General features: G+C 51.1%; 19 protein-coding genes. 4 read left to right on the top strand and 15 right to left on the bottom strand.

The genetic code is table 11. From position 1 onward, the window contains the following. Nucleotides 1–46: 46 nt before the first annotated feature. The 7 genes from DFR42_RS19610 to DFR42_RS19580 form a co-directional block, all read right to left on the bottom strand. Entirely contained in the window at nt 47–538 is a 492-nt protein-coding gene (locus DFR42_RS19610) for a hypothetical protein (protein WP_110256729.1), read from the bottom strand. 60 nt (nt 539–598) lie between these two features. Continuing rightward, nucleotides 599–1,207, bottom strand: a complete 609-nt coding sequence (locus DFR42_RS19605; RefSeq protein WP_110256728.1) for a 3'-5' exonuclease — start codon at nt 1,205–1,207, stop codon at nt 599–601. A 40-nt stretch (nt 1,208–1,247) separates the two neighbouring features. Next, entirely contained in the window at nt 1,248–2,276 is a 1,029-nt protein-coding gene (locus DFR42_RS19600) for a lysozyme inhibitor LprI family protein (RefSeq protein WP_110256727.1), read from the bottom strand. Nucleotides 2,277–2,311: 35 nt separating this feature from the next. Continuing rightward, a complete protein-coding gene (locus tag DFR42_RS19595) occupies nt 2,312–2,782 on the bottom strand; it encodes a DUF6794 domain-containing protein (protein WP_110256726.1) in 471 nt (156 codons plus the stop codon). Nucleotides 2,783–2,817: 35 nt separating this feature from the next. Next, on the bottom strand, nt 2,818–5,517 hold the full coding sequence (locus DFR42_RS19590) for a hypothetical protein (RefSeq protein ID WP_110256725.1): 2,700 nt from the start codon (nt 5,515–5,517) through the stop codon (nt 2,818–2,820). 221 nt (nt 5,518–5,738) lie between these two features. Beyond that, complete coding sequence (locus DFR42_RS19585) at nt 5,739–6,302, bottom strand: hypothetical protein (RefSeq protein WP_146218904.1); 564 nt, start codon at nt 6,300–6,302, stop codon at nt 5,739–5,741. 57 nt (nt 6,303–6,359) lie between these two features. Then, nucleotides 6,360–7,922: a beta-barrel assembly-enhancing protease gene (locus DFR42_RS19580; protein ID WP_245937021.1), complete on the bottom strand. Its 1,563-nt coding sequence runs from the start codon at nt 7,920–7,922 to the stop codon at nt 6,360–6,362. A gap of 94 nt (nt 7,923–8,016) precedes the next feature. Between DFR42_RS19580 and moaC the strand changes: the two genes are divergently transcribed. Both moaC and DFR42_RS19570 read left to right on the top strand, forming a co-directional pair. Next, nucleotides 8,017–8,559 carry a cyclic pyranopterin monophosphate synthase MoaC gene (gene moaC / locus DFR42_RS19575; protein ID WP_110256723.1) on the top strand — a complete coding sequence of 181 codons (543 nt, stop codon included), beginning with the start codon at nt 8,017–8,019 and terminating at the stop codon, nt 8,557–8,559. Further along, nucleotides 8,556–9,128, top strand: a complete 573-nt coding sequence (locus DFR42_RS19570; protein ID WP_110256722.1) for an endonuclease V — start codon at nt 8,556–8,558, stop codon at nt 9,126–9,128. Before moaC ends, DFR42_RS19570 begins: the two co-directional genes overlap by 4 nt. A gap of 439 nt (nt 9,129–9,567) precedes the next feature. On the opposite strand, the gene DFR42_RS19560 is transcribed toward DFR42_RS19570, so the two are convergent. The 3 genes from DFR42_RS19560 to DFR42_RS19550 all read right to left on the bottom strand — a co-directional run bounded on the left by DFR42_RS19560 (nt 9,568) and on the right by DFR42_RS19550 (nt 13,065). After that, complete coding sequence (locus tag DFR42_RS19560) at nt 9,568–10,221, bottom strand: hypothetical protein (protein WP_170133589.1); 654 nt, start codon at nt 10,219–10,221, stop codon at nt 9,568–9,570. A gap of 302 nt (nt 10,222–10,523) precedes the next feature. Continuing rightward, nucleotides 10,524–12,263 carry a PglL family O-oligosaccharyltransferase gene (locus tag DFR42_RS19555; protein WP_170133588.1) on the bottom strand — a complete coding sequence of 580 codons (1,740 nt, stop codon included), beginning with the start codon at nt 12,261–12,263 and terminating at the stop codon, nt 10,524–10,526. Nucleotides 12,264–12,327: 64 nt separating this feature from the next. Beyond that, nucleotides 12,328–13,065: a hypothetical protein gene (locus DFR42_RS19550; RefSeq protein WP_110256718.1), complete on the bottom strand. Its 738-nt coding sequence runs from the start codon at nt 13,063–13,065 to the stop codon at nt 12,328–12,330. Nucleotides 13,066–13,528: 463 nt separating this feature from the next. Here DFR42_RS19550 and DFR42_RS19545 point away from each other — a divergent pair, with 463 nt between their 5' ends. Continuing rightward, the gene (locus DFR42_RS19545; RefSeq protein ID WP_110256717.1) at nt 13,529–14,542 is read left to right on the top strand and encodes a hypothetical protein; all 1,014 of its coding nucleotides are present in this window, start codon (nt 13,529–13,531) and stop codon (nt 14,540–14,542) included. A 28-nt stretch (nt 14,543–14,570) separates the two neighbouring features. Beyond that, nucleotides 14,571–14,870, top strand: coding sequence for a cyclic-phosphate processing receiver domain-containing protein (locus tag DFR42_RS19540; RefSeq protein WP_110256716.1), 300 nt, complete (start codon nt 14,571–14,573; stop codon nt 14,868–14,870). 22 nt (nt 14,871–14,892) lie between these two features. Here the strand turns inward: DFR42_RS19540 and DFR42_RS19535 are convergent, their stop codons facing one another. The 5 genes from DFR42_RS19535 to DFR42_RS19510 all read right to left on the bottom strand — a co-directional run bounded on the left by DFR42_RS19535 (nt 14,893) and on the right by DFR42_RS19510 (nt 23,800). After that, on the bottom strand, nt 14,893–16,908 hold the full coding sequence (locus DFR42_RS19535) for an ankyrin repeat domain-containing protein (protein ID WP_110256715.1): 2,016 nt from the start codon (nt 16,906–16,908) through the stop codon (nt 14,893–14,895). Between the two features lie 324 nt (nt 16,909–17,232). After that, complete coding sequence (locus DFR42_RS19530) at nt 17,233–18,009, bottom strand: type 2 periplasmic-binding domain-containing protein (protein ID WP_110256714.1); 777 nt, start codon at nt 18,007–18,009, stop codon at nt 17,233–17,235. A gap of 181 nt (nt 18,010–18,190) precedes the next feature. Beyond that, complete coding sequence (locus DFR42_RS19525) at nt 18,191–20,218, bottom strand: DUF4214 domain-containing protein (protein WP_110256713.1); 2,028 nt, start codon at nt 20,216–20,218, stop codon at nt 18,191–18,193. 270 nt (nt 20,219–20,488) lie between these two features. Beyond that, nucleotides 20,489–21,706: a DUF4214 domain-containing protein gene (locus DFR42_RS19515; RefSeq protein ID WP_110256711.1), complete on the bottom strand. Its 1,218-nt coding sequence runs from the start codon at nt 21,704–21,706 to the stop codon at nt 20,489–20,491. Nucleotides 21,707–21,943: 237 nt separating this feature from the next. Next, nucleotides 21,944–23,800: a DUF4214 domain-containing protein gene (locus DFR42_RS19510; RefSeq protein ID WP_110256710.1), complete on the bottom strand. Its 1,857-nt coding sequence runs from the start codon at nt 23,798–23,800 to the stop codon at nt 21,944–21,946. Nucleotides 23,801–24,156 lie beyond the last annotated feature (356 nt).

The following is a 24,156-nucleotide window of genomic DNA, read 5'->3' as shown; positions in this document are numbered from 1 at the left end:
TATTCTTCACAGGTCACGCCATTAACGTTTATCGTAGCTACCAGTGCTACTTCTTTTCCTTCAATTCATAACCCAGTTCCGCAAGATTCTTGCAGGCGGGCTCGCCGATTTGATAGAGCGCTCGCATCTCTTTTTCTATCCCTATTTTTACAGCGATATCCTGTGGCAAACAAAACCCAGAGTGGACCTGCTTCCAGAGTATGGTGCGCAGCTTGCCTTCATTATCCTGGCGGGCAAGAATATAGAACTGCAAAGGCGGTTCGCGATCACTCATAGGCATATGCCAGGCGACAGTGAAGGCAGTGCCGCGCTGGAGTTTGAGATGGCCAATCAGGGTCTCATGTAAATCATAATCAACAAAAAAATAACTGTTAATGTCCATGACATTGGGCTGCGTTGGTGCAGGATAAGGCGGGCCTTCGCGAATATCATCAATGGATGCACGAAATAAAACGATGGGCGTAGGTGCAGGCTGCTGCATGAGGCTGCAACCTGCAAGCAGGCCAGTGAAAATAAAGCAGAACAAAAGTCTGATCATGGATTTCACATGCAAATCAAGGTACAACTGCCAAGCAGCAGTTTGAGATAAAAACAGATTTTACGGATTAAATTTATCAACTTGTGGCAAGGTAGCAGGATGCAATTCTGCACGGCTTTTCAATACCGCAGCAAACACTTGTGCCAGTTCCATTGCATCTTCACCAGCATGATGGGTATGCGGCAAGCCTTCAAGATTAAGCGCGTACTTGATCTTGCCTTTGCGGCTTTCCACCCATTCGCAACCAGTGAGCCCCATCCAGTAACTGCGCAAATCCACTCCAGAACCGGTAGAGCCAAACGGGCTGGCACCAACATAGCGCATGAAATACCAGTGTACAAACATGCCATCCCACACTGCGGGTGCGGCCAGAAATACCGGCCTGCCTATCTTGCGCAAGGAATTCACCCAGTCATAAGCTGCGCGTATGGCTTGCGCGGCATCTGGCGCATTGCGGATTAAATGATCCCTGTCCAGCCCCGACACAGCCAGGGCAGCCGGATCAAATTCTTCCGAGATGGGTTTGATCTCGGAATAGAAGCTCAACTCAGGATGCCCCGCCACGGCCATGCCCAAAGAGATCATGCTATACGGGCCAGGGATGGGGCCATCTGCCTCGACGTCGACGGCGATAAAAATTTCCGGCAGTTCTTTAATTTTTTCTGTCATAACTATTCCTTTATCTTTGGGATGAATGCTAACGCCAATGTTAGCGTTTTAAGCGTTGGGTTTTAACCCGCTTCCACTTGTTGTTGAGCCATTGCTCTTCATACAGATAATTGTATTTTCCTGCGACCAGGCCATCATCGATTTTCCTGCTGACGGGCACGGGAATGTCACTGATGAGCCGGTAGATTGTTGAGACATGGTAGCAACAACCGCTTTTTTCAGCCGTCATCAGACGCTGTTGTTCTTTGTTGATTTGAAAAAAGCCCAGACTGCCCAGTATCAGGTTTGTCATGGGTTCACTGTACACAAAACCGTCCTGCCTGCGCGACTTCAACAACACATCATAACTGGGGCCACTGTAAGAAGAAAAATTGCCATTGCGGATGGCGATATCTTCGTCCCCGTCAAAATTGAAGTCGCCTATCGTGATGCTACCCTGCTCATCATACACGGCAGCCCGGCTTCCTGACGCTGGCCGGGTTTTATGCAAGCTCAGGAAAATATTATTCATGGGGATTACCTGCAAAGGCGTGGCCTGCCCTTTTTTGCTGATGTACACCACGCCAGCATCTTCACATGTGACGGTATCATAGGGCTCTTCTACATCGCACTTATTGAGCATGCGTATGCTGAAGTCATATTTATCTGATACCTTGTGCAAATCAAAGCGCCAGCCTTCATCTGCAGGCTGGTCTGGCTTTGCCATCAGTGGTTTCAGGGCGGCCAGTAAATTCAGACGCTTACCATACACTTCAGTCAGACAAGCCTGACGCCCCTCAGCTTTGTCTTCGCAACTGCTGCGATTACCATATAAATAGGAATCAGCCGCTATCCATTCATGGTTCATCCTGCTCACCGCGGCACGGTCTTTGGCCAGCTTTAACAATTCCCTGTACTGCACTCCCAATTGATCGTCCAGGGCGGATAAAGCGGGGTCTGCGCAGATGGTTTTTTCTACGGCAGTTGCCGCCTTATCACAATCAAAGCTGGCGGCTGCGGCGGACAGGCTAATACTGGCGCAAGCGAACATGACTATGGCAAGACAAGATTTCAGTTTATGCATTTGCATTGATGTATTCCCCCCACTTCCTTACCGAAGCAAACTCAATGCAGCTTTTTCCAGATTTGCTGAATGATGATGTGCGAAATGGTATCCGGATGACGCTCGCTATCCTTGTCGAGTGCCGAGCAAGAATCGATCAGCGCCACATTGCCGCGCCACAGGCCTGTGCTATTGCGTATGCCCATGCCCCAGCCCATGTGAAACTGGATCAGGTCTTCATACCTTGAATCACGGACTCGCTTCCTGCTGGCTTCATCGAATCTGGCCAGGATTTCTGTCGCTGCCTGCTCACAGCTCGTGGGCCACTTATCGGCATCCGGATAGCGCTTGCAATCCTTGTCGTAGCCATTTTTTCCGGGCGTGGCACAGGTGGCGCTGGCCTCACTGGCATTGTTTGCGCCGACAGTTGCGCTGGCAACAGGTGTCGAACTATCTAGTGCCCATGCAGTATTGGCACAAGCCGTGATGATGAAAATGAAGCTAAAACATATACCCGATATGATCCTGTTCATTGTCTGCCTATTCTTTTTATCATGTCAAACAGGCATCATACATGATTAAAATCTTGCTGTTCATCATCTCTACATAATTCTTCCTGCCAGGGGCCATCGTCCCACCAGTCTTGTGCCAGGACAGTGGTGATGTCATAGCTGGATTCCTCCCGGTCCTGATAAAGTGACAGGCCCAGCTGAGCTGCCAGTTCCTGGTCATAAGATTTGAATGCAGCCTTTACTTCTTGCGAGATATTGTCAGGATAAACTGCAAAGCACACCAGTTGATCTGCCTCGTCAATCGCCAGCAATTGGCGCGCCACTACCCTGCCCTCGCTATTACGCGCATACAAGACTTGCTTGTTGGCGTCGAGCAGGCAGGAGACGACAGAATAATCGCACAAGCCACCTATGCCAAGACAAGTCCCGGCATAGCTCCCCATCATGAGAACTTCAAAGGGATCATGTTCAAAGGCCAGCGTCAGTTCACCTTGCGCCGTTGGTACCGTACGTAACAAACCCGCATGCCATGCAGTTTGCTGCACACGGGTGTGCCTGGCATGCCAGGCTTGATTGAGTGGATGCTGCCTGTAATCCAAAAGCTTGCCATCCCTGGCATTGTGCAAAAACCGGCGTAGGCCCCGACGATTGCGCCCAGAAAAATCGTCCATGCCAGCCAGCAAGCGCAAGGCATGTCTGGCAGAGGCAGAGGTATCACGCAACTGAAATTGAGCATCCATTTCCTGCCAGAGCGCTGCTTCCAGGGCACGCAAACCCATAGCGGGCAATCGCGATAAAGTAAGCTTGCAATGCCTGGCTATTTGCCGGGGTGATAAATCCAGCCTGCCTTCCAGGTGTTCGCGCAAGCGCCGTGGCAAGGGGCTATCCAGGCCAGTGGCCAGACTCAGCGCCAGCAAACGCTGGCAGGCCACCAACGGTGACATCGCATGCCAGTCTTCAGTGAACCACTCTGCATTTTCCTGTTTTTTCATGAACAACTGGCGGCGTTCATAGTGCAAGCTACCGAGAAGACAAGCGGTTTTAAAGAATCTCACAGGTGCCGTCATAAAAGAAGTTCGCAGCAAAGAAGGCGTCACACTGGCAATGGCATGAGTGCCATATGCCAGCAGCTTCGACTTATCTTCGCGGCGGCAAGCATGTTCCAATTGTCGCCAGACCCTGCTATCGAGGGCAAGGATTTCCTGTCTTGTTTTTTCAGGCCAGGTCTCGACGATATTCAAAAAACTGTAACCGTAATCGATTTTTGATGAAAACGGCGGCAGACATAATTGGTGCATCAGCGGCAAAAAATCATGTGCGGCTTTTGCCAGACTCTGGACATCGTCCCAACCATCGACAAAACATTTCCACATACTGGCCAGTTTGTTTTGCCTGTCGGCAGGCAAAGTGATCAGCACATCGTGGCACTGCGAAAACAGCTTCAGATACACCTGCCACTTTGCCTGCAATTCCCCTTGCTTGTCTTCATCAATAAAATCGTAGAAAACATAAATCCAGGTTTCTGCTGCCTGCTGGCTGAATTGCTCCCATTGCGTCTCGCGTAATAGCTGCGCCATACCAGTTAATCTGGCACACATATCCCATAAGGACACCCATGAATTGCTGGCTGTGGCTTTGCAAAACCTGGCGATGGCTTCTACTGGCACATCCTGGCAATCTTGTCTGGCAGCCAGTCTGTACTTGTCAAGCTCAGTCTCTCCGCTTATTTCAAACAAGAGGCAACCGGTCAGGCTATATTCCACGCTTACCTTTCTGCTCAGATTGCGCAAGATACTGCCCAGGTAATATTCAAAACGCGCATCGACTTCTGTCAGCTCATGCAAACGTATTAGTTGTTCCATGCTCATCTGCGATGAAGATAATTGACCCTGCACTTCCTGGATAAGCAAGCGCAAGAAAATATTCTGACGACTGACGGGCAAGACTTGCGCCAATTCTGCTGCATGGCATTGCGATGGATATAAGGCACACAGGCGCGCCAGCAAACCCAGGTTTTCTATACGGTGTACATCATCTGCATGCATGCTGTGATGCCTGTGCCATATCTGTAGCCATGCCAGTTGCTGGTCCACACTGCAAGCCCGCAATGACCAAAGAAAATGGCGACGAAAACCATCCGGTAAAACTGGCAAGGCTTGCACAGGCGTTTTCCAGTGATTAAAAAACAGCGTCGCACTGGATATCAAGCCACTTTCAGGCAGTGGAATAATCTGTCCTTGCGCATCCAGCGCGGGCAAGGCAGTGAAATCATGTTGCGCGAAAAAAGCATCCAGCAAACGCTGGTCTGTCAGCCACTTGCACAAGTCCAATACTGGCAATGCGGGCTTGGGCGGCTGGTATTTGGTACCGCGAAATGCACGAGGATGGGCAGCAGTGGCAACAGGTTTTTTGTGCACTGTCGTTTGCGGCATGACAGGCATCTGGATATTGTCAGCATCGGGCACCGTCATCCAGAACACGCGCCAGAATGCAGGCCAGACACCGGCAAGATCATGGGCATTTTGCAGGCTGTGCCAATCGTCAAGCAAACTGGCTGTCTGGGGAAACAGGCTGGTATCCAGCTCGGCCAGATTAACCCGGCGCAAGGCAGGCTGCAAGACGCCATCGACTTCATCACCCAGCAAGGCAATGACATGCTCAGACTGGCGCAACAGGCTGATTAATATGGATTTGATGACAGGCGCTTTAACTGTATTAAGCGCGCCTGCGGATTTGACAGGATGAACTGATGGCATATGAATAGAAAATGAATATCCCTGAGACTAAGAACAAGCATTGCCAGCAACACGCATAGTGCGTATGCCATGTGCAATGATCATGTCCTTGGTTTGGCTGAGACTCGTCTATATTTGACGAGCCATATTTCATTTTCTTATTTCACATGCTGTTTTTATTTGATGTGGTGGCGTTAACAATAATGATAGCAGAAGATGCTATCAAGCTTGGCGATGATAAATTAATCGGCGGCAGGTTGTGCCATATGTTTTTTCAGCGTTTCTTGCGCTAGCATCCACCATCCCTCTTCAGGATGCAAACCAATTGCCTTGATCAATTTGTAGAAACCCCGCATGATTTCTTGAGGTGGCGAATGCCTGGTGCCATCCCATTCCTGGGCTCCGCACTTGAAACAAATCTGTAAAGTGCTCAGCAATTCATCTTGCTTGTAAAATTTGATTGTGTGGTGTGGTTCAAAAATGCACCCGGCAATCATATATTGCGTTCTATCTGGAACAGCCCTGACAAAACGCTTAAAACTGGCTTTTTCTTGTTGACTCAATATTACGGTTTGATAGACAAGCTGTTCCTGCTCCAGGAATACATAATTTTTACTATCAAAAAAATCATATTTATCAGAGTGCTCTGTCACGACAATTTTATCGGACTTCTCAATTACCCTGATCAAATCGCGTTTATAGGCAGCTCCCTCAGCAGATAATTTACTAGCTTGCGCTGACGCTGCGCTTAGGGTGATGACCAGGGTGACACATAAAAAAACAAATATTCTGAGCATAGGATTCAAGATTTTTTCATGATCAGGTCTAAGCATTCGCAGTAAGATAAATTGTCGTCTCATCCATCAACGCCGCTTCTTCTCATCCGCCAGTTGCTCTTTATGTTTCTCTTTCCATTCACGCTCACGCGCATCGATGACAGACAATTCATAATACTGTGCATCTTTCTCGCGGCGGGCGATGTCCAGTTGTTGCAGGGCGGCGGCCAGGTTGCCTTCTATGCCGTAGGCTTCGGCCAGGGCGACGTGCTGGGCGGCTTGCTTGCCCTGGGCGGCGTAGACCTTGGCCAGGAGATTATAGAGTTGCGCTTCTTGTCGGTACAGGACGATCTGGTCGCGTAAAAAGACGGCTGCTTTTTCTTCCTTGCTATCGGCCAGCAGGGCTTCGGCATATTGCAGGGCAACGCCGCGTGAAAGGGGCAAATCACGCATGCCTTTTTCTGCTTCCTTGACGGCGGCGTCGGTTTGTTTGTCGCCGATCAGGATGTCGATGGACAAGTCCACATACATATTGCTATAACTAAGCATGCTTTTATAGGCACTGGACTGTTCCAGCATTTTGCGCGACTGGTCCAGCAATTTGCGGGAAGTGGCAAAGTCCAGGCGTTTATAGGCGACAAAGGCCTGACCATATCTGGCGGTGATCTGGTCTTCCAGTTTGCCGGATTTAGCCTGGTTGTCAAAGAAAGTGCTGGCATCCATCAGGCCCTGGACGGTGCTGTCCTGCAAGACCCTGACCCTGGCCTTGGTGAGTAAAAATTCCAGGCTGTCGGCATGCTGGCGATAACGCTGGTCGACCAGGCGCGATTGTATGTCAGCTATCCTTTCGCTGGTCAGCGGATGGCTGCGCAGATAGGGCGGCAGGTTATCGTTATAGTTGCGCGAGGCATTTTGCAGGCGCCCAAAAAAACTCACCATGCCGGAAGTATCAAAGCCGGATTCACGCAAGATCTGGAAGCCTACCCGGTCTGCCTCACGTTCTGCATCACGGCCAAAGTTCAATTGTTTTTGTATCGCCAGGCCCTGCCCACCTGTCGCAATCGCCATGGCCGCATCGGGGCTGGCGCGGGCGGCCAGCACAGCGAGCGCCAGTGCCGCCAGGGGGATGAGAGCATCATTTTTCTGGCTGCTCAGCATGCGGGCGATGTGGCGCTGGGCGACGTGGCCTATCTCATGTCCCATGACCGAGGCCAGCTCGGATTCAGTTTGCGCTGCCAGTATCAGACCGGAATGAAAACCGATAAAACCGCCAGGAAAAGCAAAGGCATTCAACACCGGATCGCGCACGGCAAAAAATTCAAAATTGAAATTGGTTTCACCACGCGCATCTTGCCGGTTTTCCAGCATCTTGTTGCCGAGGCGATTCAGGTATTCACTGGTAGGGGCATCGTCCATGAAGTCAGGGTCGCGCCTGACTACGCTCATGATTTGCTCACCCAGCTTGCGTTCAGCCAGGGGTGACAAATCTTCCCGCGAAGTATCGCCCAGCGTAGGCAGGTTTTGCGCCTGGACTAGTCCGGTTGACAGAGTGGCACTCCCCAGACTGACTGCCAGCAACACTGCCAGACGCAGGGCAGACAGGCGAAAAGCGCGTCGCAAGGGATACTCAATGCTATGATACTTGGACACTAATAGTTTCCTTATTTTTTGGGAAGTACGCAAAACTTATTCAGGACGTTTTGAGTGCCTGCACAATACTGTCCTACAAGCTTTTTACACAATTATGAACACAGAAACAAGCAAACCCGGCAACCCCACCGCCGCCAGCAAACCGGAACTGACCAGTGAGCTGACTCATTTCGACGCAGGTGGCCAGGCCCATATGGTGGATGTTGGTAATAAAAACAATAGCCACCGCATCGCCATCGCCCGCGGCCATATCCGTATGCTACCTGCCACGCTGGCAATTATCCAGCAAGGCAATGCAAAAAAGGGCGATGTCATCGGCATAGCACGCATCGCCGCCATCATGGCAGCCAAGCGCACCAGCGACCTGATCCCACTATGCCACCCTTTGGCACTCACTCGTGTCACTGTTGATTTTAGCATTGATGCAAGTAACAACACTGTTACTTGCGAAGCCCAGGTAGAAACCGTAGGCAAGACCGGCGTGGAAATGGAAGCCCTTACCGCCGTGCAAGTCGGCCTGCTGACAATTTACGATATGTGCAAAGCCGTTGACCGCGGCATGGTGATGACCGATATACGGGTGCTGGAAAAACACGGCGGCAAGTCTGGCGACTGGGTGGCGGATATCGACAAATGACAATTGACGCACCCACATTGCTGGCAGTCGACGTGCATTATGCAGATGGTGGCGACAATGGTGGCAATGGTGTCGCTGGTGCCTGCATTGCCGGTGTTGTATTCCGCAACTGGGACGATGCCCAGCCAGAAAAAATCTGCATCAGCCACATCACCACCGTTGCTGAGTATGTACCCGGTGAGTTCTACAAGCGCGAACTGCCCTGTATCTTGCAGTTGCTGGCAGAGCATGATCTGCAGCCAGACTGCATCGTCATTGATGGCTATGTCTATCTGGATGGCAGCAGCCAGGCGGGCCTGGGCTGGCATTTGCATCAGGCCCTGGGCGGCAAGGTCGCCATCATAGGCGTCGCCAAATCCTCATTCTCAGCCATTGATGCCTCCTTTGGCATTTGCCGCGGTGGTAGTATCAAACCGCTGTACATCACCAGCCAGGGTGTGGATGTAGCAACAGCCCAGGCCAGCATTGCCGCCATGCATGGCAGCTTTCGCATACCAGGCTTGCTGAAACTGGTAGATCAGTTGTGCAGGGAGGGAGCAGACCAGACCTCCTTGAAACTACAAGCATAAGTCAGCATTTTCTCTACCATGCGCTATTTGAAAAAGACTCTGTTCTTTATCTATATTGCTACCTGGCTTGGCGTCTGCATATTTGCCTGGCTGCATTGGGGCAACACAAGCTGGTGGCAAAAAACTCTTTTGATTACAGGGGAGATTTTTTTCGCTCCTGACATTTCGGGCATGCAACTCGCATTCTTTCGACAAAAATAATCACCCTGCAGGAACTCTTTTTAAGCTCCAACACAAACCGCCTGACATCGTTTCAGTTGATGTAATGCGTCCCCAGTGAAGTTGAACGTCGCAACGCTAGTGTCATCTCGCACCTTGCCACCTGATGTTCTTACCCGCAGCCACAACTCAAGTTTAAGAGATGCATCCACCAAAAAAACTATGCCTGCTCTGCCACATTGCGGAGCAGGCATAGCATTTCGCTACCTCTGGCAGTATATTAATTGCCGCAAGAGCCGTTACCATTCGCGTCAATATAAATAACGCTATTCGCATTGCACAATTTCACGACGTTGTTTGTTTGTACCCAATTGGCGTTAGCCAGGGTGCAACTGCTCAAGAATCCATCCGCACGTAATTCCAAAGAGGCATTGTCTCTACACGTATAGGGTATCTCGGTGTTACTGCCGTAGCGACCATAGACATTGATGGAATAACCCAGAGTGCAGCTGGACAAGTATCCATCCTCTTTAATTTCTACCACTGCATTCGCTTTGCACGTATAGAATTGCCCACCATTTGGGCCATTATGACCGCCCACTTGAATATTTGAAGTGATGATGCAGCGACTGAGATGACCGTCGGGATAAATATTGACAGGCTGACTGGATGAGCATGAATAAAATTGGGAGCCATTGCCCCCTGTCTTACCCACAAGCTGAGTACCATTTGCGACGGTGCAACTTTTTAAATAGCCATTGTCATACAGCGTTACCAAATACCCAGCCTGACACAAAACATTGCGTATGGGTGTGTCGTAATACTTGTTATAAGGTGGCACCTCAGTTGCAGCAATACTGCTTTGCGTTGTAAACAAACCAAGCAGTGCTAAAACCGCAATTGCGCGAGGCTTTCCTGTTGCTGAAATATTCATCATTTACCCTCATCATAAATTTAAATTAATAAAACCAGCATTTCAATAAGCAGCATATTTATGATGTTTTTATAAATATTGCCATATTGAAATTGCAAATTAATCCACTTATGTTAACTTTGTCAAGTTTTTCAGCAGGAGCCAGTCAGCATGGTGCGTTGTCACGCATCATGCTCACCCTCTTGCTAAATGGTAAATGAGATAACAAAGAAAAGCGGTGCTTTGCACCGCCCTCTACAAATAGCGGCATCCGGAAAGGTGGGCCGTACACATGGCTTACATTGCCGGATGCAAATCAGGAATCAAGGCGCATCCCGCGCTGGCATGGTTTCAAAAACTGCCTGATAACGCGGGTCTTCCTTGCCCTTGGCTTGCCAGTAATCATAATATTCCGGGTAAGGAATGGGGTGCAGTCGTTGCAGGGTCTGCATGGTGTGGGCAGCTTTTTGGGGCTGGCCATTGAGGGCATAGACTTCGGCTTGCAAGCTGAGAATGTGCACAAAACCAAAGCGCGGGCTCCAGGTTTCCATATAGGCTATTTCTTCTGCCGACATGCCTTCGCGTGGCTTGATATTGGTCAGTTTGAAATACTCAAAAAACTGTGGAAACAGCGTGAAGGCTGGTTTTTGCAGGAAATCTTCGCGTGTCTGCATGCCTTGCCTCGCATAGCGCAATGCCTTGAAGCCACTGACTACACGCTGGTAATCAAGGGTAATACCGGCCATCACCACGCAAGCCAGGGCAAAGCCAGCCAGCACCACGCCGGGCTTGACGACGCTGCCTGCAGTTGGCCAGCGCATCTGGTGCAACAGGCCCATGATGACGCCAACGGGTATCAGGACAAAGGCGTACCAGAGCGGGAACTCAACCATGCTGTGTACACCAACGGCAAACAGGCACAGGGTACAAAACTGCAGTGGCAGGCTCTTGGCTGGCTTGAGACAGGTTTGGTAAAACCACCAGCCCAGACCACCCATGATGATGATGCACGCAGGCCAGCCCAGTTCTGCCGCCAGATTGAGCGGCAAATTGTGGGCATGTTCAGCATAGGTGCTGGAGCTGAGACTGGCCGCGATGCTGACCTGGCCTGTGCCATAACCAAACCAGCCTATGCCAGCCCAAGGATGTTGCGCTGCCAGTTGCCATGCCGTTTGCCACAGGACGCTGCGCTCAGAACGGCCACCAACATGCTCTGCCACGGAATTGGCAGCAAAGCCTATGCTCTGACTGATTTGTGGCAACAAGAGTACCAGCGCGGCATACAGCAGCAGTAAGGCTGTCAGGACAACTGCGGCTGTGCGTTTGTTATTGTCAGGCTTGCTCAGGGTATAGACAAAAAACAGGGGGACGAGTATCCAGCCTATGCGTGATTGTGTCAGTACCGCGCCCCATAAAAACAGGGCGGCAATGATGCTGCAGACCAGTGCCGGGAGTTTCTTGCTGCGATAAAAATACCAGAGACCCGCCAGCGCAAAAAAATACAGCAGTGCCAGTTGATTGGGTTGCGCAACGTTGGCATAGGGGCGCAAGGCTATCTGCGTGGACTTGGCCATGTACATGACCACGGGCGTGGCATCAAGACCCAGCATCTGTATATGCTGGAACACCAGGGACACAGCGGCGGCCAGTACATGTGCAAGGGCAATGAGGGACACGGCCCGCTCTGTCCTGCCGGCATCGAGGGCCAGGCTGGCCCCAAACACCAGGGCTGCTGCAAACAGCAAGAGATACAGTATAGGGAAACCTGCCAATGCGGCAGGCGCAATCAGGCCTGTCAGCATTTGCAGCAAAATCATCAGCACTATGCCCAGCGGCAAGGCCAACAGCAATGGAAAACGCAGATGCACATGTGCTGACACGCCGGGCAAGGGGGCGGGACGACTGGCCACAAAATATGCAAGCCCCCCAACCAGGCCCAGACAGGCGATCAGGTCATGGTAAAAAGTTCTGTAGGGGTGGATGTGATAAGGATGCGTATAGCTGAAGAAAATTGCTACAGCAAAGATGATCAGGGCCAGCCTGCCTTCCTTTTCGGATGCCATTGGGGGATACATTTCAGGGATATGGCCAGGTACGTGCTATTGATGCCGACCTGGCCGGGTGAGATTACATTTTCAGCTTATCGACAGGCATGATGCCCCGATAGGCGGCAGTCTTGGCATCAATCACCACAGGGAAAATACTGACGCTGATCTTTATCGGTTGAAATTTACATTTTTTATTATCGCAGTCATGCGACTTGAGCCAGGATTCTATCTCTGCCCTTCTATCTTCATTATCCTTTGCCAGTGCTTCAAACTCTAGCGCATTTTTAAGTATTTCTTCGCGCATGTCTTCATACGGGATATGCAGTTGTGGCAAATGGCCTTTATCTCCACCCACATCTGCCATGACGGCGACCATGCTGATATCGTCTTTGTCGGTTGGTTCTTTGGTGCCTATCAATTTTGGACCCCAAATAGGCAGGGTCGCCTTGCCTTTGGCCAGGTTGCTGTCAGTAATTTCAGATGCCTGCACAACGGCAAAGGTCTTACCTAAGGCAGCGATATAAGCAGGACGCGCTTCGAGCAAGGTGCTGACACCATAGATAAAGGCTGATAACTGCAAAATCGCGATCACGGCCAGATCAAGTACCAGCCATTTCTTTTTTGGATTGAAGACCACCAGTGTCAGTGCTGGCCCTAGGATGACGTCAATACCAACGATAAGAAAAAAGATTTCATAACCGCCGATGGCGCTCAGCATGGGAGTGGGGTACCACATAAACCAGCATAGCAGCAGCAAGCCCAGGCCGACCATGCAACTCAAAAAAAAGTGTGTGCCACTGGCACGATAACGGGACATGGATGTTTTCATAGCTTAGAAATTATCGAAAGAAAAACGACCGACCAAGTATGATTCAGTCATATCAGGAGATGCTGGCCCCGGTGCACTGGTTCCGCAAGGCGCTAGCCTGATGTGCTAGTTGTTAATGTCACCGCGATTCCATCGACCCGACATCACTGAACAGCATATCGGTCAACTCAAACAAATCCAGCATATTTTAATAAGCTTTAGCACAGGGATCAAGGCGTGATAAGCTTTTTTACAAGTCAGTGTATTCCCCACGATAGCTGCTGCCAGGCCAAGCGCTCAGCTCTGCATCAAATCAGGCAGCCTCACATTGGGGTGCAAGCTTACTTGAATTACAAATCTGGCAAATTTTGCATTAAAATCAATCCCCTTGCTGGCTTGACAGTCGGCGTATTCAGCCTCTGGTTTTGCCCCCGTTTAAACATTTGCATGCACTGTAGATTGAAGTCCATCCATGATTGAAGAGTCACACGCCCGCCCTGCACAAGCAAACCCTGTGATCTGGGTTTCCTTACTATTGCCAACCTGCGGCGCAGCCGCTTACCTTGCCTACACGATGGGCAGCCATAGCATGCACGGCATTAGCTATTTGAGTGGGCAATTTTTGGTATACGGCGCGGTTGGCGCTGCCTTGTTTTATGGCCTGCTATTGCGCAAGCAAGGTGGCAAGTATTATCTGACCGTGCTGGCTGCTCTTTTTGCTGCCATGTATGCAGGAGGCAGCATAGGGGTGGATAAGCAAAAGCAGCAGGCTGCCATCGCCATGACGGCAACGCAGGAAGAAATGCAGCGCCTGACTTCGGCCATAGAAAAAGCCAATGCCAGCAAGGATGGTGGCATGCAGGCACATATCATGGAGACCACTACGTCCACAGCACCCAGGGCGCAAGGCGAATATGGGGAAATGGAGCGCTTCATGAAAGGCTTCATGAACAGTGCCGTCTCTTACAAAAACTCCTACCTGCAAGAACTGCAGGCGATAGGGTGGGATAGGGTGATGGATGCCAAACGCCTGCAAGCTGACCGTGACATGGCAGAAAGCAAGGCCATACTCGCCAGGGCGCGTACCATCATCACAAAATTTGAAGCTGAAACAGATACCCTCTTTGCCAATGGCAAAGCAAGTATAGACAGCCTGGCCATCAGCGATGGCGCAAAAAATGATATGCGTGCTGGCTTCGACAAAGGCGCAAACAATACCAAAAACCAGATCATGCAAAACTGGCAGATGGAAAGAGAAGCCCTGCAAGAAGTAGAAAACATGGTCAAACTCCTGGCTGACAAGAAAAAATGGACAGTCGAAAAAGATCAGGTGATGTTTCGCAAGCAGGAAGATCTGGACAAGTTCAATACCTATAACGGAAACCTGGAAAAGATAGGGCAGCGCCAGGTAGAGCTGCAGCAACGCCAGCTCAAAAAAAGTGCCGCAGAGATGCAAAACCTCAAGTCCACATTGCAAAACAAGTAGGCATACAGGGATAAATAAGCAAACCAAGATGAAGGTATATCTCGACGATGAAAGACTGACGCCAGCAGGCTGGACGAGAGTCTACTGGCCCGAAGAAGCGATTGCCCTGCTGGAGGCGGGCGGCGTGACCCACATCAGCCTCGATCATGACCTTGGTGATGATGAGCACGGCACAGGCTATGACGTCGTGCTATGGATAGAAGAAGCCGTCATGACGCGTGGGTTCATGCCACCGCAGATGAGCGTGCATTCAGCCAATTCTTCTGCCCGTCAAAAAATGGAGCATGGCATACAGAGCATCTGGCGTTATCTGGATCAGCGAGTGTAATGCTTTACCCAATGCGACCGTCTCACTGACAGCCTAGTACACTGGCAGCCTGCGGCTGCTTGAAAAAGCGCGCATAACCGCATGCATCTTCACCTTGAAAGTCTTTCTTGCTGCGCTCTGCCCCGGCCTGTAGCAAGAAGTCGATGGCGGGCAATTGATTGTATTGGGCAGCAATCATCAGCGGCGTAGAACCTCGCCCTCCATCGAAGGCCTCGTCGATGCTTAAACCGCGCTGATGCAGATAGCGCAAGCTCTTGAGCGCGCCTTTATACGCTGCATAATGAACAGGTGTCCACACTTTGTTGCTGGGCTTGCGCAGGTCGGCACCGGCGTCGGCAAGTGCCTGTACGATCTCGACTGCATCATGGCTGATGGCAGAAAACAGGGCATTGCGCCCGCCATTGCCCTTATCATCAAGCGGTACTGCCAGATCGGTTTGAGCACCCTGCTCCAGCAGATAGCGCACTTTTTCAAGGCTGGCTTCATCGGCTGCCTGCATCAGCAAACTGCGCCCTTCTTCATCTCTGGTATTGACGTCAACACCGGCGGCAATTCTGGCCTGCAATTGCGCCAGGCTTTCGGTCTGGCTTGCTACATCACTGACACCTGGCCGGCTTTTTGGCTGCCTGCTGGCATTACCCGTATCGCTGTCGCCCGCACTGCTGAAAATAGCGAAAGCCGTAATCGCAATCAGGATAAAGAAAATGCCATAGGCCCAGAACCAGTTACGTGTTTGCTGTTTGCTGCCACTTGGCGTGCTGGGCAAGCCATAGAGATTGACAGGCTCACGCGGGTATTGCTGCTCAAGCAGATCATGGGCATTGACTTGCTCACCCACGCCCTGTCGCACTGGCAGCTTGAAGTTCAGTTCAGCATCCAGCAACTTGAGCTGCACTTTCCAGATCACTTCTACCTCTTTATGCTCCAGCGTGCCGCTGGCGGGCATGTCTGCTGGCAGGCTGATATTGAAATCCATGCTTTGCGCACCATGCATGACATGCATCTCGCCTAAGGTGGCAGACCACAAAGTCTTGCTGGTGGTATCTTCGCCGCGCCGGTCTTCATGCACGCACAGCACTTCTATCTGTACCGGATAATGGCTGCTGGCCGTCTGCATGCGCAGGCCCAGCGCTGTGTCAAAATATACGCGCACTGCCAGATTACTGATGCCGGTATAGGGATGCTGTGCCAGGCCAAGGCGGGCATTGCCAAGACGCCAGCGTGTATAGGCGATCTTGCCTGCGGCCCACAGGATGAAGATGCCCACTGCCGGGAAAATCAGGACCAGCCATTCCACCCGGCTGCCATGCCTGTCCTGCATCAACACCACGCCAGCAATCGGGAAGCACAACAGATTCCAGAACAGGGCGAACAAGCCCATGCCCAGGGCACCACTGTTGTCTGCTGGCAGCTCCAGTCTGCCGGCGGCATGGCTAGCTGCGCCATACATGGCTGGCATCTCAGTGACAGGCAGGCTTGCAGACGTGAACCCAGTAGTTTGCTGAGCATCCGCCTGATCTGGTTTGAACCAGATCGCCCACAGCGCCCATAGGGCTGCAAGGCCAACAGCCGGAAACAGAGTGGAGAACGGGATCAGGAATAAAAACAAACTCAGGCGCAAGCTCTTATCATAGACAGCAAATTCCGGCTCTTGCGGGTCCATCCAAAGTGTCACGGTTTGCTGGCTGTCACTGGCTTGTTTCAGGGTGGCATACACTTCGTCGTGATAACTGCCTATGTTGTCGCTACTGTCACCCGCGATATTGATGCGCTTGCTGCGATAAGTCTTGCCGTTATACTGGTAGACAAATTCAGCGTCGGCCCGCCGGGTTCTGGATTTGCCACGGCTTTCATGCATGCTTAACTGGTCGACCCTGGCTTGCACCGCCACCAGTTCATCGGCACGCCACCAGCCATGCACTTGCTTTGCCATAGGCATGACACCTACGAACCAGCCACCTACGCCAAAGCCGATGGCAAATGCCAGTGCAAACAGACTGGCCCCTATTTTGGCACCTATTGTTTTTATTGTCGTCATGGCTGCAATGTAGCAAATGAGCTAGTGCGACGCAACATCAAAACACCCGCGTGAGGGGGCTTTGCAACACACCGCCTATTTTCATGTTTGTCATTTCGCTGTCATTAAACTGTGCATCAAACTGTGCATCAATCGAAAGTACCATAAGACCAAAAAGCTCACCACAGAGGCACGCAAACACAAAGGACACACAGAGGGGCACAGAGGGGCACAGAGGGGCACAGAGGAAGCTTTTGAGAGAGTATGAATCTCTCTCAAATTTGATTTTCTCTGCGCTGTCTCTGTGCCTCTGTGGTGCGTGGTCTTGCCGTTGTTTTTACGATGTTACTGTATGCCCTTGATCGCTGACAAATACGCTGGATTAGTGCGCGTCTTGGCGATGGCTGCCCACAGGCCATCTACCTGTGCGGCATTGGCTTCGTAGTATTTTTTGGAAAAGGCCATGAAATAATAGGCCTCGGTAAATGGTGTCGGCAAGACTTCGATCTTGCCAGCGAACTCTGGCTCTTCCATCCTGATCTTGCCTTCATGCTCAAAGCCGATGACCAGCTCTCCCTGACCTGCCACCATCTTCAGAAGATTCTTTTGAAACGTGGCGGTCTCATCATTGAAGGGCACTTTCAATGCCTTGAGTTTTTCAGTGAACACGGAATTACCCTTGGCGAACAAGACCCCTTGTTTGACTTCAGAAAAACTGCTGCCGTTCCAGTCTGCCTTGCTCCCCTTCATGCGGTACACCACAGAACGCGCTGCCCCGACCGCCTTGCTGGTATCTGCCTCACCAGCCTTCTTCATGGGAAAGGCAGCAAATTCCTGATTGGCTGCCGTAAAACCCATGGCTGCACCTGAATGAATAGTACCGGCCCGTATCTCTTCTGCGCACTTGGTCGGCAACATGGGCTGGAACTTGATCTGCAAACCCTGCTGCTCTGCCGCCATGCGTATCAATACCTGTACCGTGCCTTCCTTGTTCGGGAACAAGAATGGTGGCGAGGCGGTATTGCCTATGCAAATCGTGATGGGTTCAGCGGCCAGGCAAACGCCTGAGCACAGTAGACCAGCAAACAAAATGGCAGTACGTGGCAGCGACAGTACAGGCATGGAGAGCTCCTTTATGAGTGAGGGACACAACAAATCAGGCTATACCATTTAAGTAGTAAATACCTGATATGTCAAGAATCCCCCTTGCCCACGCTCTGTCTCCACACCCCGTCAACTCAGCAGCCTGGCACCCGCCTGATGCTTTCCCCTGCCGCTATCACCCGAGCCATCATCCCGGCCATCACCCCAGCCATTCCTGATATTCAATCCCATTTTGTATGACCCCTATCACCTGGGCCTGGTTTTCTGTGCTTTCACAAAAACTGGCGAGTGCGGCAGCCGCACTGATTTTGCCGCTGTCCATGGCAGTCAGCCAATAATCAAAGCCAGCCTTGTCCGGCGAGCGGTGCAAGACATTGCTGTAGAAATTGGTGATCAGTGTGGTGTTGCTGGGCGCTTTGCCATACAGCTTCTGGAACTCGGCAGAAGAGAAAAAGCCCGTTGCCACGGTCGTCAGGCTGGAGCCTTTTTCCATGTCCCTGATCCAGTAACCCAGGCCGGCAAAATCAGGCTTGCGGTCAAAGGCGGCCTGGTACAGGCGATAAGCCTGGCCCGCAATACCGTTGACATCAAAGGAGACGTAGTGGTCATCAAACTCAAGCAACTCTACATTGCTCAGGATATCCGTGCCAGCCTGTCCGGTACTGTCCTTGACGATGAAAGTATCAGCCGACTTGCTGATCTGATAGCGGGATGCATTGCCCCCATAGTAAACAATATCCTTGCCTGCCCCACCATCGATGGTGTCATTGCCGGTAGAACCAGACATGAGATTATTGCCGGCATTGCCGGTCAGGCGAACGCTGGCACTATCATAGGCGCGCAGGTTTTCAACGTTGGCAAAACTGCTCAATGAACTATTGAAGTTCACCCATACAGTATCGATACCCTCGTTTTGGCTCTCCAGAACCTGATCAAGTGCGCTGTCAAGAACATAGGTATCATTTCCCCTGCCGCCTACCATGACGTCATTACCAGCCCTGAAGCCTTCTACCCAGTCGAAGCGATCATCACCATCGCCACCCATCATGGTGTCGTTGCCGTCGCCGCCTTCCATACTGTCATTGCCAGCTTCGCCAAACAGCAAATCATTACCACCCCAGCCGCCGATCAAGTCATTGCCTGTGCCGCCCTTGATATTATTGGACAAGCTGTTTCCTGCGATGATGTCATCTTGCGCTGAGCCTATGGCATTTTCATATTCACCATAAAACCAGCGCAAGCTGACGGGATCGCCACCCTTGAGTATGGTGTTCAAACCGTCGTCATAACTCATGGCCACACCAACCAGATGCGGTGCTCCCGTGATAGCAAAGCCCATGGAAAAGTAAGCGCCCTGGGTGTAATGAGACAGGTCGACGGTGTCTATGCCGCCTTTATCGAAATAGGTACGGTAGCCATCAGTGCCGGAAACAATCGTGTCATCGCCACTACCGCTAGTTCCCTTGCCCTCGCCATAAGCCAGTTGCAGGGCAATCACGTCCAGGATCATGGGTGTATAAGCATGCAGATAGGCAGAATAATTCTGATCATCATAAGACATGATGGAAAAATATTCCTTGTACATGTCCTGCGCGCTTGTTGTCTTGAAACCCAGCAGATTGAACCCCAGAGATTGCGTGGCGGCGTAATCTGCCGTAATGGTGGGAACACCATTCTTGTATATGCTATGTGGATGTGACAAGCCCAGTGAATGGCCCAGTTCGTGCATCAGGGTTTGCGCCGCGTGACTAAAAGGCCCCAAGGTATAGTCACCCTGGAACTGCGCCGTCGCCTGGTTGAGCACAATATCACCTGCAGCGCCGGTGTAGCCAAAACTTTTATCAGTGGCACCAGCTGATTCGCCGCTATAGTTCAAGTCCTTGCGGTTGAGCCAATTGATATTGATGTCTGACAAATTCGCAGCACCAACCACGGCCGGTGTCACCAGCGTGTTACCGTTATAGACATCATAATCAACCACGCTGGAAAACGACAGATTGGCAAACTGGGAATATATATCCAGTATGGCGTTAATATTGTTCAACTGCGTTTGCGTCCAGGGATAATCACTCCCCCCCTGATTTACGTCCGCAGGAAAACTATCCGATACCGATACCCGGATATACCCGGACAAAATGTAGTTAACAAATCCAGGTACGATGCCATCAAAATTGAACATCGCCCTGGTGATGGGATTCGAAGGATAATAGGGTATGTAGGTAGCCATGAAAATTCGTTTTGCAGGTGAACCAATAGAGGCAGCTTGTATCAAGCTGTATGAAGACAGGCATAAGCTCAATATTGTAAGCGATCCCCCTGTTTTCAGTCACCCGTTTTCAGTGAGCGGGCTTGCCGGTTGCTTGCTTATTCTGCCGTCAGAGTTGACTCATGCAGTCTGGCTGGCCGCCTGTATTTCTGCCCCGGCAGTCGCTGCCAGTCTGAAACAAAAAAAGACCAGGCATGCCTGGTCTTTTACATCCCGTCAGCGGTTTGTTACTCAAGCCTGCCACACCGTATAGACAATGCCGTTTTGTATCTGGCCTATCAACTGCGCCTGGTTTTCTGCGCTCTCGCAAAAACTGGCGAGTGCCACTCCCTGAGTCACAATGCCTTTACTGAGTTGATTTGACCAGTAATCCAGACCAGCCTGGTCGGGTGCGCGGTGCAGGACATTCTGGTACAGCTGATTGATGAAGCTGGTCGTATCAAGATTGCTGCCATACAGCTTCTGGAATTCTGCCGACTGGATAAAACTGCTCGCCACCGTGTTCAGGCTGACGCCATAGTCCAGGGATTTGATCCAGTAGCCCAGCCCGGCCTTGTCAGGCTGATGCGCAAATGCCGCCTGATACAGACGGTATGCCTGCCCTGCTGCGCCATTGATATCGAAGGCCATGGCGGCATCAGCAAACTGCACTCTCTCGACTGCGCTTAAAGAATTCTTGCCATCCACACCGGTAGTGTCATTGAAGCTCACATAGCCTGCATCTGTCGAGACCGTATAGTTGGCCATCTTGCCTGACAAGACCAGCGTGTCCAGCCCGGCACCTCCATTGACAAAGTCGTTGCCACCGCTGGCTACCACGATGTCATTACCGCCACCAGCAAGAAAAGTCTCATTGCTTTTGCTGCCAGTCAGATAGTCACTGCCCTCAGTGCCACTGACCACCAAACTCAGCGCACTCGGATCGATCGCGATAGCACCAATCGAGCCCGTAACGCTGATGGAGGTATTGACACCCAGGGCCTTCAACTGGGCCGCACTATAGTTGCTGACGTTGCCTGCTTTATCAAAGACTTGCGCCCCCACAACCTGATACACACGGTCCTGATTGACCATGGTGATGGTATAGGTCTGGCTGGACTGGCCGTCGGCCCAGGTATCGTCTTCACCATCCATTTCAAAGGTGCTGAGCGTGCCACCATGTCGTTTGACGACGTGCCCCAAAAATGCATCCAGTTCTATCACCACACTGCTGACACCAGAACCCTCGTCACTCGCCACGGCAGTAATCACCAGCGGTGTATCGCCTTTCGACAAATTCACAGTGGCGGGTATGTTCAGCGATTTCAAGACTGGTGGCGTGGTATCAACTGCCGCCTTGATGGTCAGCGTCGGTGGAGGCTGCAGCAGGACAGTATGATTGCTGGCAGAAGACGATGCGTCTGCCGGATATTCAGTTGGACTTACTACCTCAGGGATTGCAGTATGCATCTTGGGCCACCTTCGTAAAGATTCAGAAATACATGGCAAGCGCAAGACCTCGCCATCACATTCTTGCAGGATAGGCAATATTTACAAATATAACAAGTATTTATTTTGCAATATTGAAACATTTATTATCTGGCAATCATTTACTGTTAGCGCGGACAATAAAAAAGGGCGGCACTAGCGCCGCCCCATGTCATTGCTCACTGCTTACAATCTAATCCTGAGCACCAACAAATATCACTAACCCAGCCATACGGTATAGGTAATGCCGTTTTGTATCTGCCCTATGACCTGTGCCTGGTTTTCTGCGCTTTCGCAAAAACTGGCAAGTGCAGCAGCAGGGGTGATCAGGCCCTTGGCGAACTGGTTGGACCAATAATCAAAACCTGCCTGATCTGGTGCGCGGTGCAAGACGTTTTGGTAAAAGTTGGTGATCAGGGTATTGGTGCTGGGATTGCTGCCATACAGTTGCTGGAATTCTGCCGACTGGAAGAAACCGGCAGCCACCGTGGTCAGGCTGGCACCCTTGTCCATGTCCTTGATCCAGTAACCCAGACCAGCCAGGTCAGGCTTGCGGCCAAATGCGGCCTGATAAATGCGGTAAGCCTGGCCGGCGACACCGTCAGTATCAAAGGCCAGGGCAACATCACTGAATTGCAGGCGTTCTACCTGGCTCATGCTGATGGTACCGTCATTGCCGACATTGTCTTTCAACACCAGATTATCGAGCGTGCCTGTGCCGTAGTAATTGGCAAGTTTGCCGGACAACAGCAGGGTATCAGTTCCGCTGCCGCCGGAGATGCTGTCATTGCCGCCACCACCAATAAAAACGTCATTACCCGCCCCGCCAGAGATGGTGTCACTACTGCTGGTGCCGGTCAGATAATCTGGCCCTGCAGTGCCGTTGATGACAAGGCCGGGCGCGACAAAACTGCCAATAGTAGAAAATGTATAGCTGCTGCTACCCGCATAGTTGTAGCCAGCCAGGTCTTTGATGCTGCCACCAGGGATGACGAGGCTGTATGTGGTGTCATACGATAGCGGGCTACCTGGATGTATCGTCAGGCTATTGCCAGATAGCGTGAGATTGGTGCTGAATGCTGAATCAAAATCAGCCACAGTTTTGCCTGCCGCATCCTTGAGCAGAATGTGACCAGTCCCGCGTGCAATTTCTTCACTGAAGGTGACGACGATGTCGCTATTGATGGGCACGGACTTGCCCGATGGCGTGGGTGTGAAAGACACCGCAGTCGGTGCCGTCGTATCACCCTGCCCCACCACGCGGATGGAGGTGTTGATACCCATTTTTTGTAACTGGGCGACGTTGTAGACAGAGACATTGCCCGCCATGTCCGCCACTTCTACCCGCGAGACATTGTAGTAGCCATTGGGGTTACTGCCAGCAATGGTAAATGTTTGGTTAGTCGTACCATCGACCCAGGGGTCTTTAAAACCACCGAGCACAATACCTGCATAAGTACCACCATCGGTTTTTACATCATATGTCAATGGCGGATCAGTGATGATGGACACATAACGTATGCCCGACTCATAATCGGTTGCGATAGCTTTCAAGGCGATGCTCACATCTCCTTTGACCACATTGATAACCGAGGGGATATTTAGGGAATTCAACACTGGCGGCGTGACATCATTCTTGACGACCGCATTGCTGAGGCCAATCACATAGTCAGCATTGGTGTTGCCTAGATTGGTGACCTTGACGAAGTAACCTCCGTGGTTATAACCGCCTGTATAACTGAACTTGATGGCACCATCATTGTAAGTCTGGGCAGTGGCAGGTGTGAGTGTAGACAGCACATTGCCTGCACTATCGGTAATCTCTATCTTGACGCCGGAATAGCTGGAACTCCAGGTATTGCCACGGTAATTATTCAATGCATCATTGGACACCACGATAGAATAAATGCCGGGGCCATCAAGATCCATCTGATACCAGTCTGTCGTGTCCGAGGCCGACAATTTACCAAACGAACGCGTACCATTACCGAGCTTGTAGACGCTGGTGCGATTGAATGAATCTATCGTGATGGTTCTTTCATCTGCATTTGAATTCAGACCGTAAACATAAGACATAAAGCTGACCTTGGCTATAAAAGTTAGTTAGAAAATTCTGTCCATGCAAGGCGATTTATCCTCTGCCTTTGCCAGGCTGCGCAAATCAATTCCAGTTCCTGACATGCCATCACTATCAATTCACATGCCCTCGATGCCGTCACCGAAACAATAGGTATCGCCTGTTTTGCTGATTTTGCTCACGCTGTTTATTTTTTGAATTGGCATCCAGACTCAGAACAAGCCTGTAAGTATATGTAATATTTTGTTTCAATGCTTACATTTTATTGAACACAGGTAGTCGATTGCAAGACTGTACTGAATGCAGGCAGCAATGGCGCACTGAAACTTCAGTCCAGGAATTTGCAGGTAATTAA

Source organism: Undibacterium pigrum (genome assembly GCF_003201815.1).
Classification (GTDB): domain Bacteria; phylum Pseudomonadota; class Gammaproteobacteria; order Burkholderiales; family Burkholderiaceae_D; genus Undibacterium; species Undibacterium pigrum.
Note: the sequence above shows the minus strand (reverse complement) of the source record. Positions and strands in the feature narration are given on the sequence as shown.

Coding starts and splice junctions, on each gene's coding strand:
- DFR42_RS19545 (WP_110256717.1), top strand. CDS start 13,529: ATGATTGAAGAGTCACACGCCCGCCCTGCACAAGCAAACCCTGTGATC.
- DFR42_RS19595 (WP_110256726.1), bottom strand. CDS start 2,782: ATGAACAGGATCATATCGGGTATATGTTTTAGCTTCATTTTCATCATC.
- DFR42_RS19610 (WP_110256729.1), bottom strand. CDS start 538: ATGATCAGACTTTTGTTCTGCTTTATTTTCACTGGCCTGCTTGCAGGT.
- DFR42_RS19555 (WP_170133588.1), bottom strand. CDS start 12,263: ATGGCATCCGAAAAGGAAGGCAGGCTGGCCCTGATCATCTTTGCTGTA.
- DFR42_RS19515 (WP_110256711.1), bottom strand. CDS start 21,706: ATGCATACTGCAATCCCTGAGGTAGTAAGTCCAACTGAATATCCGGCA.
- DFR42_RS19530 (WP_110256714.1), bottom strand. CDS start 18,009: ATGCCTGTACTGTCGCTGCCACGTACTGCCATTTTGTTTGCTGGTCTA.
- DFR42_RS19525 (WP_110256713.1), bottom strand. CDS start 20,218: ATGGCTACCTACATACCCTATTATCCTTCGAATCCCATCACCAGGGCG.
- DFR42_RS19560 (WP_170133589.1), bottom strand. CDS start 10,221: ATGAATATTTCAGCAACAGGAAAGCCTCGCGCAATTGCGGTTTTAGCA.
- DFR42_RS19605 (WP_110256728.1), bottom strand. CDS start 1,207: ATGACAGAAAAAATTAAAGAACTGCCGGAAATTTTTATCGCCGTCGAC.
- moaC (WP_110256723.1), top strand. CDS start 8,017: ATGAACACAGAAACAAGCAAACCCGGCAACCCCACCGCCGCCAGCAAA.
- DFR42_RS19550 (WP_110256718.1), bottom strand. CDS start 13,065: ATGTCCCGTTATCGTGCCAGTGGCACACACTTTTTTTTGAGTTGCATG.
- DFR42_RS19535 (WP_110256715.1), bottom strand. CDS start 16,908: ATGACGACAATAAAAACAATAGGTGCCAAAATAGGGGCCAGTCTGTTT.
- DFR42_RS19590 (WP_110256725.1), bottom strand. CDS start 5,517: ATGCCATCAGTTCATCCTGTCAAATCCGCAGGCGCGCTTAATACAGTT.
- DFR42_RS19540 (WP_110256716.1), top strand. CDS start 14,571: ATGAAGGTATATCTCGACGATGAAAGACTGACGCCAGCAGGCTGGACG.
- DFR42_RS19570 (WP_110256722.1), top strand. CDS start 8,556: ATGACAATTGACGCACCCACATTGCTGGCAGTCGACGTGCATTATGCA.
- DFR42_RS19600 (WP_110256727.1), bottom strand. CDS start 2,276: ATGCAAATGCATAAACTGAAATCTTGTCTTGCCATAGTCATGTTCGCT.
- DFR42_RS19510 (WP_110256710.1), bottom strand. CDS start 23,800: ATGTCTTATGTTTACGGTCTGAATTCAAATGCAGATGAAAGAACCATC.